The sequence below is a fragment of the Allobosea sp. WAO genome (genome assembly GCF_001509835.1).
Classification (GTDB): Bacteria; Pseudomonadota; Alphaproteobacteria; order Rhizobiales; family Beijerinckiaceae; genus Allobosea.
Map to the genome: position 1 here is coordinate 86236 of NZ_JXTJ01000005.1, position 13303 is coordinate 99538.

At 66.4% G+C, this 13303-nt stretch carries 19 protein-coding genes; 13 read left to right on the forward strand and 6 right to left on the reverse strand.

Annotation, left to right across the window (positions count from 1 at the left end):
* Positions 1-163 precede the first annotated feature (163 nt).
* The gene (gene speB / locus DK26_RS08430) at positions 164-1216 is read left to right on the forward strand and encodes an agmatinase (RefSeq protein ID WP_066470524.1); all 1053 of its coding nucleotides are present in this window, start codon (positions 164-166) and stop codon (positions 1214-1216) included.
* Between the two features lie 279 nt (positions 1217-1495).
* Positions 1496-2695 carry an MFS transporter gene (locus tag DK26_RS08435; protein ID WP_066470779.1) on the forward strand — a complete coding sequence of 400 codons (1200 nt, stop codon included), beginning with the start codon at positions 1496-1498 and terminating at the stop codon, positions 2693-2695.
* Between the two features lie 12 nt (positions 2696-2707).
* Here DK26_RS08435 and DK26_RS08440 read toward each other — a convergent pair whose 3' ends face one another.
* Positions 2708-3310 carry a TetR/AcrR family transcriptional regulator gene (locus DK26_RS08440; protein ID WP_066470527.1) on the reverse strand — a complete coding sequence of 201 codons (603 nt, stop codon included), beginning with the start codon at positions 3308-3310 and terminating at the stop codon, positions 2708-2710.
* 161 nt (positions 3311-3471) lie between these two features.
* Between DK26_RS08440 and DK26_RS08445 the strand changes: the two genes are divergently transcribed.
* From DK26_RS08445 to DK26_RS08480, 8 genes are all read left to right on the forward strand, one after another.
* On the forward strand, positions 3472-3708 hold the full coding sequence (locus tag DK26_RS08445; RefSeq protein ID WP_157089582.1) for a hypothetical protein: 237 nt from the start codon (positions 3472-3474) through the stop codon (positions 3706-3708).
* A complete protein-coding gene (locus tag DK26_RS29330) occupies positions 3705-4406 on the forward strand; it encodes a hypothetical protein (protein ID WP_198162301.1) in 702 nt (233 codons plus the stop codon). The genes DK26_RS08445 and DK26_RS29330 overlap by 4 nt, the downstream gene beginning before the upstream one ends.
* Positions 4407-4614: 208 nt before the next feature.
* Complete coding sequence (locus DK26_RS08455; RefSeq protein ID WP_157089583.1) at positions 4615-5157, forward strand: hypothetical protein; 543 nt, start codon at positions 4615-4617, stop codon at positions 5155-5157.
* 464 nt (positions 5158-5621) lie between these two features.
* A complete protein-coding gene (locus DK26_RS08460) occupies positions 5622-6395 on the forward strand; it encodes a transporter substrate-binding domain-containing protein (protein WP_066470535.1) in 774 nt (257 codons plus the stop codon).
* Between the two features lie 71 nt (positions 6396-6466).
* Complete coding sequence (locus DK26_RS08465; RefSeq protein WP_066470537.1) at positions 6467-7177, forward strand: ABC transporter permease subunit; 711 nt, start codon at positions 6467-6469, stop codon at positions 7175-7177.
* Positions 7174-7890, forward strand: coding sequence for an ABC transporter permease (locus DK26_RS08470; RefSeq protein ID WP_066470539.1), 717 nt, complete (start codon positions 7174-7176; stop codon positions 7888-7890). The genes DK26_RS08465 and DK26_RS08470 overlap by 4 nt, the downstream gene beginning before the upstream one ends.
* 96 nt (positions 7891-7986) lie before the next feature.
* Entirely contained in the window at positions 7987-8241 is a 255-nt protein-coding gene (locus DK26_RS08475; protein WP_066470541.1) for a type II toxin-antitoxin system ParD family antitoxin, read from the forward strand.
* A complete protein-coding gene (locus tag DK26_RS08480; RefSeq protein WP_066470544.1) occupies positions 8241-8528 on the forward strand; it encodes a type II toxin-antitoxin system RelE/ParE family toxin in 288 nt (95 codons plus the stop codon). Before DK26_RS08475 ends, DK26_RS08480 begins: the two co-directional genes overlap by 1 nt.
* A 24-nt stretch (positions 8529-8552) precedes the next feature.
* Here DK26_RS08480 and map read toward each other — a convergent pair whose 3' ends face one another.
* Positions 8553-9305: a type I methionyl aminopeptidase gene (gene map, locus DK26_RS08485; protein WP_066470546.1), complete on the reverse strand. Its 753-nt coding sequence runs from the start codon at positions 9303-9305 to the stop codon at positions 8553-8555.
* 178 nt (positions 9306-9483) lie between these two features.
* Here map and DK26_RS08490 point away from each other — a divergent pair, with 178 nt between their 5' ends.
* A complete protein-coding gene (locus tag DK26_RS08490; RefSeq protein WP_066470547.1) occupies positions 9484-10350 on the forward strand; it encodes an NAD(P)-dependent oxidoreductase in 867 nt (288 codons plus the stop codon).
* 66 nt (positions 10351-10416) lie between these two features.
* Entirely contained in the window at positions 10417-10767 is a 351-nt protein-coding gene (locus tag DK26_RS08495) for a hypothetical protein (RefSeq protein ID WP_157089584.1), read from the forward strand.
* A gap of 6 nt (positions 10768-10773) precedes the next feature.
* Here DK26_RS08495 and DK26_RS08500 read toward each other — a convergent pair whose 3' ends face one another.
* From DK26_RS08500 to DK26_RS08515, 4 genes are read right to left on the reverse strand one after another with little or no spacing between them, the layout of a single operon-like run.
* Entirely contained in the window at positions 10774-11415 is a 642-nt protein-coding gene (locus DK26_RS08500) for a uracil-DNA glycosylase family protein (RefSeq protein ID WP_066470549.1), read from the reverse strand.
* Positions 11412-11876, reverse strand: coding sequence for a hypothetical protein (locus tag DK26_RS08505; RefSeq protein WP_157089585.1), 465 nt, complete (start codon positions 11874-11876; stop codon positions 11412-11414). Before DK26_RS08505 ends, DK26_RS08500 begins: the two co-directional genes overlap by 4 nt.
* 5 nt (positions 11877-11881) lie before the next feature.
* Positions 11882-12346, reverse strand: coding sequence for a hypothetical protein (locus DK26_RS08510; RefSeq protein WP_066470553.1), 465 nt, complete (start codon positions 12344-12346; stop codon positions 11882-11884).
* Positions 12347-12349: 3 nt separating this feature from the next.
* Positions 12350-12961, reverse strand: a complete 612-nt coding sequence (locus DK26_RS08515; protein ID WP_066470555.1) for a glutathione S-transferase — start codon at positions 12959-12961, stop codon at positions 12350-12352.
* A gap of 192 nt (positions 12962-13153) precedes the next feature.
* Here DK26_RS08515 and DK26_RS28920 point away from each other — a divergent pair, with 192 nt between their 5' ends.
* On the forward strand, positions 13154-13303 hold the full coding sequence (locus DK26_RS28920; RefSeq protein ID WP_157089586.1) for a hypothetical protein: 150 nt from the start codon (positions 13154-13156) through the stop codon (positions 13301-13303).

The window sequence follows — 13303 nt, forward strand, 5'->3', positions numbered from 1 at the left end:
TGCGCAGCACCCCCCGTCGTCGCAGGACCGTCAACCAACCCTGGGTGCTCGACAATTGCGCCCTCGGCATGGCACGGCTGCATCAGAAGCGCATGGTCCATTCGGCGATTTCAGTCAACCTCGCCCTTTGGCGGATCAGCGCAAACGGTACGGAGTCACGGCAATGGACCAGGACAAGCTGGCGAAACTGAGGGCCCGCTATGCCGGCGGCAGCGGCGCCGACATCCATGACCCGCGCTTCGCCAAGGTGGCCGCCGACCAGTTCAAGGGGGACCGGCGCAAATGGCCCTTCGCCGACGTCGCGACCTTCATCAGCGCGCCCTACCGGCCGGATGCGCTGTCGCAACCCGATCTCGGCGGACTGGATGTCGCGATCATCGGCCTGCCGATGGACCTCGGCGTCACCAACCGGGCCGGCACCCGGCTCGGGCCGCGCGCCGTCAGGGCGGTCGAGCGCATGGGGCCGATGGACCATGTCACCGGCGTGGCGCCGTTCGGCCAGCTGAAGGTCGCCGATATCGGCGACGTGCCGTTCCGCTCGCGCTATTCGCTGGAAAGCTGCCATGAGGACATCGAGGCGACCTTCAAGACGATCGTGAAGGCCGGCGTCTCGACGCTCGCGGTCGGCGGCGACCATTCGATCACCTACCCGATCCTCAAGGCGGTCGGCGAGAAGCGTCCGGTCGGCATGGTGCATATCGACGCCCATTGCGACACGTCCGGCCCCTATGAGGGCTCGAAGTTCCATCATGGCGGCCCGTTCCGTCAGGCCGTGCTCGATGGCGTGCTCGACCCCGAGCGCGTGATCCAGATCGGCATCCGCGGCGGCGCCGAATATCTCTGGGAGTTCTCCTACGAGTCGGGCATGACCGTGATCCATGCCGACGAGGTCGACCGGATGGGGCTCGACGCCGTCATCGCCAAGGCGCTCGCAGTGATCGGCGATGGACCGACCTATGTCTCCTTCGACGTCGATTCGCTCGACCCCGCCTTCGCGCCGGGCACCGGCACGCCCGAGGTCGGCGGGCTGACGCCGCGCGAGGCGCTTGCCATCCTGCGCGGCCTGCGCGGCAGGAACATCGTCGCCGCCGACGTGGTCGAGGTCGCGCCGCAATACGACGCGACCAGCAACACGGCGCAATGCGCGGCGCAGGTGCTGTTCACCGAGCTCTGCCTGATCGCCGAGGCGCGCGCCACCGGCAAGGGCCGGCCCTGACACGGAAGACTTCGGGCGAGGGCGCGACGCGTCGCGCCCTCGCCCGCCGCGTAGTGTGGCCGGCTTGCCAGACGACCATGCCAGCCTAACCAACCCCGAAACCTAACCATACCCGGGACGCATACCCCGACCGAATTAGCACGTCGGACATGCAAATTGCTTGCATCGAGGCCCGCGCGACGGCACTATGTTGCGACGCAGCACGCACGACGTGCCGCACCAACAACATCCCATTTCCGGACGAAACATATGACTCCCGCCAGCACGGGCGACGCCGCCATGCGTCCGCTCGCCGAACCGGCACGGCGCACCGGCCTGATCCTGTTCGCCCTTGCTCTGGGCGGCTTCGCCATCGGCACGACTGAATTCGCGGTGATGAGCCTGCTGCCCTATTTCTCGGCCGGGCTCGGCATCGACGAACCGACGGCGGGACATGTGATCAGCATCTATGCGGCCGGCGTGGTCGTCGGCGCGCCGATCATCGCGGTCCTGGCGACGAAGCTTTCGCGCCGCACTCTGCTGATTGCGCTGATGGCGGCCTTCGCCATCGCCAACGGGCTTTCCGCGCTCGCCCCGTCCTATGGCTGGATGCTGATGTTCCGTTTCCTGAGCGGCCTGCCGCATGGCGCCTATTTCGGCGTCGCCGCGCTGGTCGCGGCCTCGCTTGTGCCGGCGAACCAGCGGGCGCAGTCGGTCGCACGCGTCATGCTGGGCCTCACCGTCGCGACCATTCTCGGCGTGCCGTTCGCGAACTTCCTCGGGCAGACACTCGGCTGGCGCTGGGGTTTTGGCACCGTCGCCGTGCTGGCGCTCGCGACCGCTGTCATGGTCGCAGCCTTCGCGCCCAAAGATGTACCGCAGCCCGGCGCGAGCCCGCTGCGCGAGCTCGGCGCGCTGCGCAGCCGGCAGGTCTGGCTGACGCTGGCGATCGGCGCCGTCGGCTTCGGCGGCCTGTTCGCCGTCTACACCTACGTCGCCTCGACGCTCATGGAGGTGACCGGGGTCTCGCCGGCAACGGTACCGGTGGTGCTGGCGATTTTCGGGCTTGGCCTGACGGCCGGCACGCTCGTCGCCGCCTGGGCGGCGGACCGGGCGCTGATGCCGGCGATCGGCGCAATCCTGCTCTGGAGCGCAGCCTCGCTGGCCTTGTTCCCACTGGCGGCGGGAAACATCTGGGCCGTATCGGTGGTGATCTTCATGATCGGCTGCGGCGGCGGGCTCGGCGCCGCCCTGCAGACCCGCCTGATGGACGTCGCCGGCGAGGCGCAAACGCTGGCAGCGGCGCTGAACCACAGCGCTTTCAACACCGCAAACGCACTCGGCCCCTGGCTCGGCGGCATGGCGATCGCGGCCGGCCATGGCTGGACTTCGACCGGATGGGTCGGCGCCGGGCTGGCGCTGTCCGGCTTCGCCATCTTCCTGGTGACGCTCTGGGATGCAAGGGCGAGCGAGCAGGCCATGCTCGCGCCGGCGGAGTAAGCCGAGGCCGCTTCAGGTCCGGAGTTGCGCCGCGACCAGGCGCATCGCTGCCGGAATCGCCGCACGCCCTTCGTCCAGACTGTCGGTCAGGACGTAGTACCAGTTGAAGCCGATATAGAGTGCGAGCCGCGTCTCGACCTCGTCGGCAGCGATCTCGCCGCGCGCCACGGCGGCAGCGAACAAAGCCCGCACGTCGAGCAGGCGCTCCGGCAGAAATTTCTCACGCAATCCGTCAAGCGCCGCGGCATCGTTCTGCGCCTCCGCGATCAGCGCGCGAAAGGTCCGACCGGACGGCGTGTCGCGCCAGAAATCCCAGAGCGCCGCGGTATAGAGGACAAGATCCCCGGCCAGGTTGCCGGTTTTCGCGGCCTTCACCCTCGCCTTCTCGGCCGCATAAACCTCGATCAGCAGCTCGGCCTTGTTCTTCCACCAGCGGTAGATCGTCGGCTTGCCCGCCCCGGCGCGGCGCGAGACGGCGTCGATCGAAAAGCCGGCATAACCCTCTTCGGCCAGCACGGCACGAGCCGCGGCGAGGATCGCCGCCTGCGAGGCCGGATTGCGCCGCGCCCCGATCGAAGCCCGGCGGGCCGGCTGGTCGACCTTAGCAGTCGTCATGGCCTGCCCCTCTCCCGTTTCCCAAGCCCGTAGCAGCCGTTTCGGTTCGTTCCGGCAGGGCTATCCGGTGCAAGCACGAACTTGCAACAGACCGCTTGATATCGAAACGGATCGTATCTATCAATCATAACGAAACGATACGTTTCGTTATGGAGATAGCCATGGCCGGACCAACACCCAATCCCTCTCTCGCCCGTCTTCGTTTCCTGGGAACGCTGATGCTCGGCGCCTACCTATTGATCAACGCCTTGCTGCTGGCCCTGAAGCCCGTGACTGGCGGCTGGCCGGTCTGGTCCGTCACCGCCCTCGCCGTGCCGCCGATGGTGCTCGGCATGGTCTACCTGGTGATGCCCCTGGCGCGCCGCGTTGCCGCTTGTGGACATGAGGTGCGATCATGATCTCCGCCCGCCTCGCAAACCCGTTGATCGGGGCGCTCGCGCTCCTTGCCAGCCAGTCAGTCGCCGTGGCCAGCGGCGCGCCTGCCCTGGCGCCCCCGAAGACAGGAACTCCCGTGACGATGACGACGCTCGCCGCCCAGCCCGTCGCAACGACCGTCAGCGCCTTCATGCCGGCCGGCTATGCCGAGTCGGCCCGGCGCCGGATCGTGGTTGACGGCGAGCCGGCCGAGCTTGTCCGCCATCAGCGAACCGATGGCCGCAACGCCGCCCTCGGCGGCGAGCATTTCAGCACCGTCATCGCCGCAGACGGCCGCCTGAAGGGCTTTGCGCGCATGGACCTCGACCTGGTCGGCGGCCGACTGCCTTCGCGCGATGAAACGCGAGCCATCGCCATGGATTTCCTGAAGCTGGCAGCGCCGGATCTGCTGCCGGTGCTCGAGGTCAGCTGGATCGAGCCACATGATGAACCGCTCCGCGTCTCGCGCGGCGGGAAGACCGAGAACCTCACGCTCACCGGAATGAAGGTGAAGATGCGCAACAAGGCCGATGGGCGCTGGATGTGGGTCATCGTCGGAGCCGACCGAAAGGTCATGGTGTTCGAGCGCGACATCGTCTGGGTAACCTTCCCCGGCCACCGCAAGACGGAGAAATGGCTGCACGACGCCTGGCTCGCCAAGAACGGCGCCGGCCTGCTCTGAGCTATATCGACAGGCGGGACATGCGCTCCGCAGCCGGGACGTCACCAAGTCGATGGGTCCCGGCTGCAAGCGCAGATGCTGCTTGACGGCCCACGCGGCGGCGGCGTTCACTGCCGGCCGGAGACCGTCACGAAAGACCTTGAGCGCCCGCGGGAACGGATCCTAACCCAGCGCTTCAGGAGGCGGATGCGCGAGCGAGGTGCAGCCAATGGCTTGGCTGAGCAGATCAATCGCAGCGCTCCTGGCGGCCATGTGGATGCTCTGCGCCGCGACGCCGGACATGGCGTTCGCGGGCGAACCGCGGTTCAGGATCACATTGCATTGGTCCGGCACGGAAGTATCGCCGCTGAGGCAAACCTTCCGCACCTACTTCGAGGTCAATTTCGCCCTCATCGGGGGCCGAGGCGTCGAGGAGCGGGTCACCAACGATCCCTCGCCGCTAACTCCGAGGTGGAGCCCGAACCGGACCAAGACCCTGGCCTTCGGCGAAGAATATGCGGTGGGCCGCTTCCCTGCCGTCTGGCGAGTGCTCGATGATCGTACCTTGATCCGGATCGTGGCCTATCCGACACATTCCTGGATCGTTCGCGTCAGCACGAATGGAACATCGTCCTGTTCGGTCAAGTTCGAATGGCGTCTAAAGGATGGCCTCTCGGAGTTCGGCGGCTGGTCAAATCAGCGCAAGGTCGAGACACGCTGGGTCGACCCCGTTGTTCGCGCCTCGCAGTGCGAAGTTCTCAGACAAACATGAGAGAAGGCCGCCCGAGGGCATGGCCGTTCTCGCGGTGCCATCGACGTCGCCCTTCCGTTATTAGCGCGCAATGTCTCGCCTCGTGATGGAATCGGCTGCGCCGGCAGCAGGCCCAGGTATCGAAGCTCTGACATCCTCCCCGTCCGGCGCAGTGAATCGAGGGCTCAACATGCCCTGCGGCAGGCAACTAAAGCGCCACAGCACGGGCCTTGCTCGGACAAACGGCCACCAGCCGCCGCTCAAATCGCGCTTTCGTCGCAAAAGCCAACGAGCTCGCAGAGCAGGAAGAATATTAAATAATCAAGCGATGACAAAGCCTTGTGGTGCATTTTTCTTGCGCCGGATCGCACAGAAAAGCTGCAAGGCGCCCCTTGCGGGCGAGGCCCGTGATCGCACAATCTGCGCGCACAAGCTGGAACGGGAATTCGAAACGCCCGGCCCGGCAAACCTCAAGGGGAGGCACCATGAAAGGTTTCGTTCGCTTCATCGCCGCCGCGGCACTCACTGCCATCGGCGCCACCGGTGCCCTGGCGCAGGCCAAGGAATGGAAAGAGGTCAGGATCGGCACGGAAGGCGCCTATCCGCCCTACAACAACCTCAACGCCAAGAAGGAGCTCGAGGGCTTCGAGATCGACTATGGCAACCTGCTCTGCGAGAAGATGAAGGTGAAGTGCACCTGGGTCGTGCAGGACTGGGACGGCATCATCCCGGCGCTTCAGGCCAACAAGTACGACATCATCATCGCCGGCATGAACGCCACCGACGAGCGCAAGAAGCAGGTCGACTTCACCTCGCCCTACAGCAAGACCCCGATCTGGATGGTCGGGCCTAAGGCGACCACGTCCACCGACATCTCGCCCGCCGCCCTCAAGGGCAAGGCGATCGGCGCGCAGGGCTCGACGATCCACGCGAACTTCCTCGAGAAGTTCTACAAGGACTCGACCGCGCGGCTCTATCCGACCCAGGAAGAGGCCAATCTCGACCTGCTGAACGGACGCCTCGACTACATCGTCGCCGACGCGCTGGCGCTGGCCGACTTCCTCAAGGGCCAGGGCAAGGATTGCTGCAAGAAGATCGCTGAAGTGAAGCGCGACGATGCGATCCACGGGGCCGGCGTCGCCGGCGCCGTGCGCAAGGCAGACACGGCGCTCAAGGCGATGTTCGACAAGGCGATCGCCGAGACGATAGCCGACGGCTCGCAGAAGAAGATCGAAGACAAGTGGTTCAAGTTCGACTGACCCTTGGCTGACGCCTGCCCGCCGGCCGCACCAGGCCGGCGGGATTCAATTCCTCGCGCGCCGGCTCTCCCATGCTCTACAAATTCGCGCTGCTCGGCTTCGGCCCCGGCGGCTGGGGATGGGCCCTGCTCCAGGGCGCCGCCATCACCATCTCGATCGCCCTCGCCACCCTGCCCTTCGGCCTGGCGCTCGGCCTGATCGTCGCGCTCTGCAAACGCTCCGAGAGCATCGTCCTGCGCGCCTTCGCGACGGTCTACACCACGGTGTTCCGCGGCGTGCCCGAGCTGCTGACGCTCTACATCATCTATTTCGGCATCCAGATCCTGGTCCAGAAGATCTGGTCGGGCTTCTCGATCCCGCCCTTCGTCGCCGGCATGGTGGCGCTCGGCATGGTGCTCGCCGCCTTTTCCAGCGAGGTCTGGGTCGGTGCTCTGAACTCGATCCAGAAGGGCCAGCGCGAGGCCGCCGCCGCACTCGGTCTGTCCAAGCCGCAGGCGTTCCGTCTCGTCGTCTTCCCGCAGCTCATCCGCGTCGCCCTGCCCGGGCTCGGCAACAACTGGATGGTGCTGCTGAAGGAGACCTCGCTCGTCTCGGTGATCACGCTGCCCGACATCATGTTCATCACGACGCGCGCCAATGTCGTGACCAAGGAGCCCTTCCTGTTCTTCGGCGCGGCGATGCTGATCTATTTCGGCTTCTCGCTGATCTCCGCCTGGGGAATCGGGCGGATGGAGAAGCACACCAATCGCGGCTACGCCGCCTTCGGCGGGACGACGCGATGAACTGGTGCGAATATCCCGGCTATCTGGTCGGCTCCGAAGTCTTCCAGAACTATGGCTGCCGCATGTTCGGCGGCCTCTGGCTGACCTTGCAGCTCGTGGTGATTTCGGTCGCCGTCGGCTTCGCGCTCGCCATCGGACTCGCGGTTGCGCGACTCTACGGCCCGCGCTGGGCGCAGGTCGCGATCAACGGCTACACCACCTTCTTCCGCGGCACGCCGCTGCTCTGCCAGCTCTTCCTGGTCTATTACGGCTTCGGCCAATTCCGCCTCTTCTGGCAGGATGTCGGGCTCTGGTGGTTCTTCCGCGAGCCGTTCTACTGCGCCGTCTTCACCTTCACGATCAATACCGCAGCCTACCAGACCGAGATCCTGCGCGGCGCGATCCAGTCGATCCCGCGCGGCCAGTTCGAGGGCGCGCTGGCGCTCGGCCTGCACCGCTGGTCGAGCCTGCGCCATGTCATCCTGCCGCAAGCGATGATCCTGGCGCTGCGCCCGCTCGGCAACGAGCTGATCGTGATGATCAAGGCGAGCGCGATCGCCTCGCTGGTGACGCTGTTCGACCTGATGGGCGCGACTCGCCTCGCCTTCGCGCGCTCCTTCGACCTGTCGATCTACCTCTATGCAGCTCTGATCTATCTCGCGCTGACCGAGCTGATCCGGCGGGTCTGGGACCGGCTGGAACTCAGGCTGACCAAGCATCTGGCGATGCGGTGAGGGCTGCACGGCACCGCTGCCGTCCTAGCCCTCAGGGTCCAGAAAATTGACAATCTTTACCAAAATTTGCCATGCTCAACCTGCGCGGAGATCGACATGGCAACGATGAACATATCCCTGCCCGCTTCGATGAAAGAATGGGCCGAAGCGCAGACCGAAACCGGCCGTTACGCCAATACGAGCGACTATGTGCGTGACCTGATCCGGCGGGATCAGGACCGCAATGACAAGATCGCCGCCATGCAGCGTTTCGTCGACGAAGGCGTGAGAAGCGGAGCCGGCACGCAATCCAGCGATGCGCTCTTCGCGACGGCCCTTAAGCGCACCACCACATCGCCCGGCAATCGATAGTGGGCTTTCAACTTTCGCGGGCGGCGGAAGAAGACATCATCGGCATTGCCGAACAGGGAATACGCCTGTTCGGCGCGATCCAAGCCAAACGCTATCATGACGAGCTATTCGCGCTGTTTGACGCGATCGCCGCCTACCCGCGCATGGCGCGAGAACGCTTTGAGCTGTCGCCGCCGATGCGCATCCATCCGTTCAAGGCGCATCTCGTCGTCTATCGTCTTGGAGAACACGGCGACGTCCTGATCGTTCGCGTCCGTCATGCGCATGAGGATTGGAGCGAGACTTGACCGCTGTACTGAGCGGCGCTCTGCTCAGGCCGGCAAGGTCAGGATCCACGGGCCGTTGGCGGTCGCGACCACGGTGTGCTCGAACTGGACCGTCGGGGCACGCGGCTCGGAATAGAGGGTCCAGCGGTCGTCGCCCTCGTGCTCGGCCCAGTCCGCGCCCAGCGACAGGAACGGCTCGACGGTGAAGACCAGCCCCTTCTGCATGATGCGGCGTTCGGACCGCTCGGGCCAGGTGGCGATCTCCTTCGGCTCCTCATGGAGCGAGCGGCCGATGCCGTGGCTGGCGAGGTTGCGGACCAGAGAATAGCCGTTCTTCTGCGCGAAGCGACCGACCGCCTGGCCGATGCCGGCGAGCGGCTTGCCGGCGCCGACCTGACCGAGCCCGGCAAAGAGCGCCCGCTTGCCGTCGCGGCAGAGCCGCTCGATGCGGCGGTCGACCGGCGGGACCGTGAAGGAAGCGCCGGTATCGGAAAAATAGCCGCCCTTCTCGGCGGAGACATCGATGTTGACGAGGTCGCCGGCGGCGATCCTGCGCTCGCCGGGAATCCCGTGCGCGACCTCCTCGTTGACGCTGATGCAGGTCGCGCCCGGGAAGCCGTAGACGGTCTCAGGCGCCGAGCGTGCGCCCTCGCGATCGAGGATGCCGCGGCCGATTGCGTCCAGCTCAGCCGTCGTCATGCCCGGCTCCAGCGCCTTGCCCATGGCCGCAAGCGCTTCGGCGACGATGCGGCCGATCTCGCGCAGCGCCTGAAGCTCATCGTCATTATTGATCGTCATGGCCGGTTTCCTGCCGGATTTCCGGAGGCCGGGCAAGACATTGGCGCCGCCGCTCCTGATGTCGTGAGCGCAGGCGTGCATTTTGGGCCAGGCCGGCTTGGCGCCATGCACCTTCCCTCCTCCGCCCCCGCGCGCTACACGCGATTCGGAACCCTACGAACCGGAATGGAGCAGTCCCATGGCCAAAGTCGCTTTCCTCGGTCTCGGCGTGATGGGCTACCCCATGGCCGGCCATCTCAAGGCCAAGGGCCACGAGGTCACGGTCTACAACCGCTCCCCCGCCAAGGCGCAGGCCTGGGTCGCGCAGCATGGCGGCGCCTCGGCACCGACCCCGGCGGACGCCGCCAAGGGCCAGGAGATCGTCTTCTGCTGCGTCGGCAACGACGACGATCTGCGCTCGGTGACGACCGGTGAAGGCGGCGCCTTTGCCGCCATGGGCAAGGGCACGGTCTTCGTCGACCACACCACCGCATCGGCCAATGTAGCGCGCGAGCTCGACGCCGCAGCGAGCGCCGCCGGCTTCGGCTTCATCGACGCTCCGGTCTCGGGCGGGCAGGCCGGCGCCGAGAACGGCGTGCTGACCGTGATGTGCGGCGGTGATCAGGCGACCTATGCGCGGGTCGAGCCGGTGATCGCGAGCTTTGCGCGCATGTGCAAGCTGATGGGCCCGGCTGGCTCCGGCCAGCTCACCAAGATGGTCAACCAGATCTGCATCGCCGGCCTCGTCCAGGGCCTGTCGGAAGGCGTCCATTTCGCCAAGCGCGCCGGTCTCGATGTCGAAGCGATGCTCGAGGTGATATCGAAGGGCGCCGCCGGCTCCTGGCAGATGGAGAACCGCGGCAAGACGATGAATGCCGGCAAGTTCGATTTCGGCTTCGCGGTCGACTGGATGCGCAAGGATCTCGGCATCGTGCTCGACGAGGCCCGCCGCAACGAGGCGACGCTGCCGGTCACCGCGCTGGTCGACCAGTTCTACGGCGACGTCCAGAAGCTCGGCGGCGGCCGCTGGGACACCTCCAGCCTGTTGAAGCGGCTGGAGAAGTGACCTTAGGATATCTCCTCGACCCAGGGGGAGATGCCTTTGCGTTTTGGACTTCTGATGGCGGCGCTCATGACCACGATGGCCAGCGCCGCGCAAGCGGCCGAGATCGTCGTGGCGGCCGGTAGCGAGCGCCGCATTGCCCGGGCGGGATCGGTCAACTCGCGGACATGCCTGTCTTCGGGCAAGGAGCCGCTGGTTGTTCGACCACCGGCCCATGGCCGCCTGGCCATCCGGATGGAAGAGGCCAGGATCGGGAACCGGAATTCGCGCTGCTTCGGGCAGGTGGCCCGTGCGTTCGCGGTCTACTACCGTCCGAATCCCGGTTATCGCGGGCAGGACAGCGTGACGCTCTCGGACCTGGTGAACAACGGGCGCGTCGATGTGCGCAACGACCGCACTTTCAGGCTCAGCGTTCGATAGGCCGCATCAATCGACCAGCCGCGCCACCTCGGCGCGCAGGACCGGCAGCAGCTCAGCCTCGAACCAAGAGTTCTTCCTGAGCCAGCCATTGTTGCGCCAGGAAGGGTGCGGCAGCGGCAGGATGCGCGCCTGGCGCGCCTCCGCGAGGATCGCGCGCCAGCCGGCGACGGTTGCGGTCAGGTCAGCCGCGGCCTTCGGGCCGAGATGCCAGGCTTGCGCATAGCGGCCGATCACCAGGATAAGCTCGATGTCGGGCAGGCGGGCGAGCACGCGATCCTGCCAGGTCGGTGCGCATTCACGGCGCGGCGGCAGATCGCCCCCCTTGCCGTCCGGGCCCGGAAAGCAAAAGCCCATCGGCACGATGGCGACGCGCGCGGCATCGTAGAAGCGCTCCTTGTCGAGGCCGAGCCAGTCGCGCAGCCGGTCACCCGAGCGATCGGTAAAGGGCTTTCCGCTGGCATGGACGCGGGTCCCCGGCGCCTGGCTGGCGATCAGCAGCCTCGCGCCCGCCGCCGCCTGGATGACCGGCCGCGGCTCATGCGGCAATCGCGGTGGGTAGAGCGGCGCATCGCGGCAGAGCCGGCAGGCGCGCAGCTCGGCAAGGACGGCGTTGAGGTTTTCCTGCGCCGCCTGTTCCCGCGAGATCATCGGCCAGCGAGCCGGGTCGCCTCACCCTGCCGGCGCGAGATCAGCCCGTCGCAGTTCCAGGCCGGCACTTTTTCGGTATGGCGGTGCGGATCGTCCGGCTCGATGGCGGCGATGCCGTTGACGCGACCTTCGCGCAAGGTCCGCAGGACATAGAGCTGGCCGCTACGCTCCACCGAGAAGCAATAGGTCCGGCGCGTCTCGTGGGGGCCGTAATAGTAGCAGACCGCATCCTGCGTCGTGGTCCAGCAGGCATCGCGGTTGAGGACATTCCGGTTATGCCCGGTGGCCCGGCCGTCCCGGTGGTGGAACTCGCTGAAGGGGCGGCCATTATTGTAGCGGCCGCTCACCGTATTGCCCTCGAAGAGCTGGCGGATCGCCTCGCCGGAAAGGCGTTCGACCGCGACCGTCGGCTGGGCGAGCCCGCATTGCAGGAGCAGCATCGCGGCGAGGCTGCGCCGCATCCCGGTCATCGCGCGGCCAGAACGCGGCGCGACATCGGCGCGGCCGGCGCCCGCGAGATCAGCCCGTCGCAATACCAGGGCTGGCCACCATCATTGTGCTTACGCGGATTGGCGAGCTCGACCGTCGCGACGGCGTTGATCCGGCCATTGTCGAGATTGCGCAGCACATAGAGGCGCTCGTTCATCTCGACGGTGAAGCAGTGGATCGTGCGGTCGCTCGGCGGGCCGTAATAGTAGCAGACCGCATCGTCCTTGATGATCCAGCAGGCGTCGCGGTTCTCGTGCCAGCCATTATGGCCCAGCGCCCGGCCATCGGGGTCGTGATACTCGGTGAAGAAGCCGCCGCCCGTGTAGCGGCCGCTGACCGTGTTGCCGGTGAAAGCCTGCCTGATCTGCTCACCGGTCAGCCTTTCGGTCGCCAGCGCCGGCAGGGCGAGCAGCAGCGCCAGCAGGACGACAATCCCGCGCACCCTTCAGGCCTTCCAGCTCGGGCGCGTCGAGAGCTCGCCGTGCCAGCGCCGAATATTGGCGAAGTCCTCTGGCAGCGGGATACGCGACGGCTTCATGAAATCGATCGCGATGCCCGCGGTGATGTCGGCGACGCTCAACTCCTCGCCGCAGACGAAGCGATTGCCGGCGAGCTGGAGATCGAGCAGCATCAGATGGTCGTCGATCATTTCCCGGTTCGCCTCGGCCCATTCCGGCACCTGATCTTCGAGCTCGGCCATAGAGGGATGGCTGTGGCGGAAGACGGCCGCGACGCTGGAGAAAAGGCCGAGCTCGATCCGCCGGTTCCACATCTCGATCAGCGCCACCTCCTTGGGAGCGGCGCCGAACAGCGCCGGCATGGGGTGCAGCCCTTCGAGATAACGGCAGATCGCCATCGTCTCGGCCAGCGCCGTGCCGTCGTCCAGCACCAGCACCGGCAGGCGCTGGGACGGGTTGATGCGGGTGAACTCCGGCGTCCGATGCTCCTTCTTGGCGATGTCGACCGGCACCAGCTCAGGCAGCGACACCCCCTTCTCGGCAAAGAAAATCCGTACCCGCCGGGGATTGGGCGCCCGCCCACCGTCATAGAGCTTCATCGCCACCCTCACGCCGCGCTTTCGTCTGAGCCACATTCCTGCCAGCCGCATTCATGGCGGCAAATCTGCCCTGTCAAGACAAAGCCCGGCAAGACGGCGCCAGCATGGCTGCGGCAGACATAGCGCATCGGCCGCGACAGCGCGGAACCGCACGCTCCAAATCCCGTTGAAAGGACGAAAGGAGCGCGCAGCATGGAGCAGAGCTGGAGTTTCGTTGTCTGGATCGTGATCCTGGCGATCCCGGTCGGCCTGGTGCTGGCGAGCTTCTGGTCGCGCTCCAGGCGTGCGGGCGCGGCACGGCTCGAAGGCCCCAGCCTCGACGACCCGCGCGAGCCGCGATAG

What these genes read in the sequence shown, in the direction of transcription:
- speB (WP_066470524.1), top strand. Translation starts at nt 164, where the DNA reads ATGGACCAGGACAAGCTGGCGAAACTGAGGGCCCGCTATGCCGGCGGC.
- DK26_RS08435 (WP_066470779.1), top strand. Translation starts at nt 1,496, where the DNA reads ATGCGTCCGCTCGCCGAACCGGCACGGCGCACCGGCCTGATCCTGTTC.
- DK26_RS08440 (WP_066470527.1), bottom strand. Translation starts at nt 3,310, where the DNA reads ATGACGACTGCTAAGGTCGACCAGCCGGCCCGCCGGGCTTCGATCGGG.
- DK26_RS08445 (WP_157089582.1), top strand. Translation starts at nt 3,472, where the DNA reads ATGGCCGGACCAACACCCAATCCCTCTCTCGCCCGTCTTCGTTTCCTG.
- DK26_RS29330 (WP_198162301.1), top strand. Translation starts at nt 3,705, where the DNA reads ATGATCTCCGCCCGCCTCGCAAACCCGTTGATCGGGGCGCTCGCGCTC.
- DK26_RS08455 (WP_157089583.1), top strand. Translation starts at nt 4,615, where the DNA reads ATGGCTTGGCTGAGCAGATCAATCGCAGCGCTCCTGGCGGCCATGTGG.
- DK26_RS08460 (WP_066470535.1), top strand. Translation starts at nt 5,622, where the DNA reads ATGAAAGGTTTCGTTCGCTTCATCGCCGCCGCGGCACTCACTGCCATC.
- DK26_RS08465 (WP_066470537.1), top strand. Translation starts at nt 6,467, where the DNA reads ATGCTCTACAAATTCGCGCTGCTCGGCTTCGGCCCCGGCGGCTGGGGA.
- DK26_RS08470 (WP_066470539.1), top strand. Translation starts at nt 7,174, where the DNA reads ATGAACTGGTGCGAATATCCCGGCTATCTGGTCGGCTCCGAAGTCTTC.
- DK26_RS08475 (WP_066470541.1), top strand. Translation starts at nt 7,987, where the DNA reads ATGGCAACGATGAACATATCCCTGCCCGCTTCGATGAAAGAATGGGCC.
- map (WP_066470546.1), bottom strand. Translation starts at nt 9,305, where the DNA reads ATGACGATCAATAATGACGATGAGCTTCAGGCGCTGCGCGAGATCGGC.
- DK26_RS08490 (WP_066470547.1), top strand. Translation starts at nt 9,484, where the DNA reads ATGGCCAAAGTCGCTTTCCTCGGTCTCGGCGTGATGGGCTACCCCATG.
- DK26_RS08495 (WP_157089584.1), top strand. Translation starts at nt 10,417, where the DNA reads ATGACCACGATGGCCAGCGCCGCGCAAGCGGCCGAGATCGTCGTGGCG.
- DK26_RS08500 (WP_066470549.1), bottom strand. Translation starts at nt 11,415, where the DNA reads ATGATCTCGCGGGAACAGGCGGCGCAGGAAAACCTCAACGCCGTCCTT.
- DK26_RS08505 (WP_157089585.1), bottom strand. Translation starts at nt 11,876, where the DNA reads ATGCGGCGCAGCCTCGCCGCGATGCTGCTCCTGCAATGCGGGCTCGCC.
- DK26_RS08515 (WP_066470555.1), bottom strand. Translation starts at nt 12,961, where the DNA reads ATGAAGCTCTATGACGGTGGGCGGGCGCCCAATCCCCGGCGGGTACGG.
- DK26_RS28920 (WP_157089586.1), top strand. Translation starts at nt 13,154, where the DNA reads ATGGAGCAGAGCTGGAGTTTCGTTGTCTGGATCGTGATCCTGGCGATC.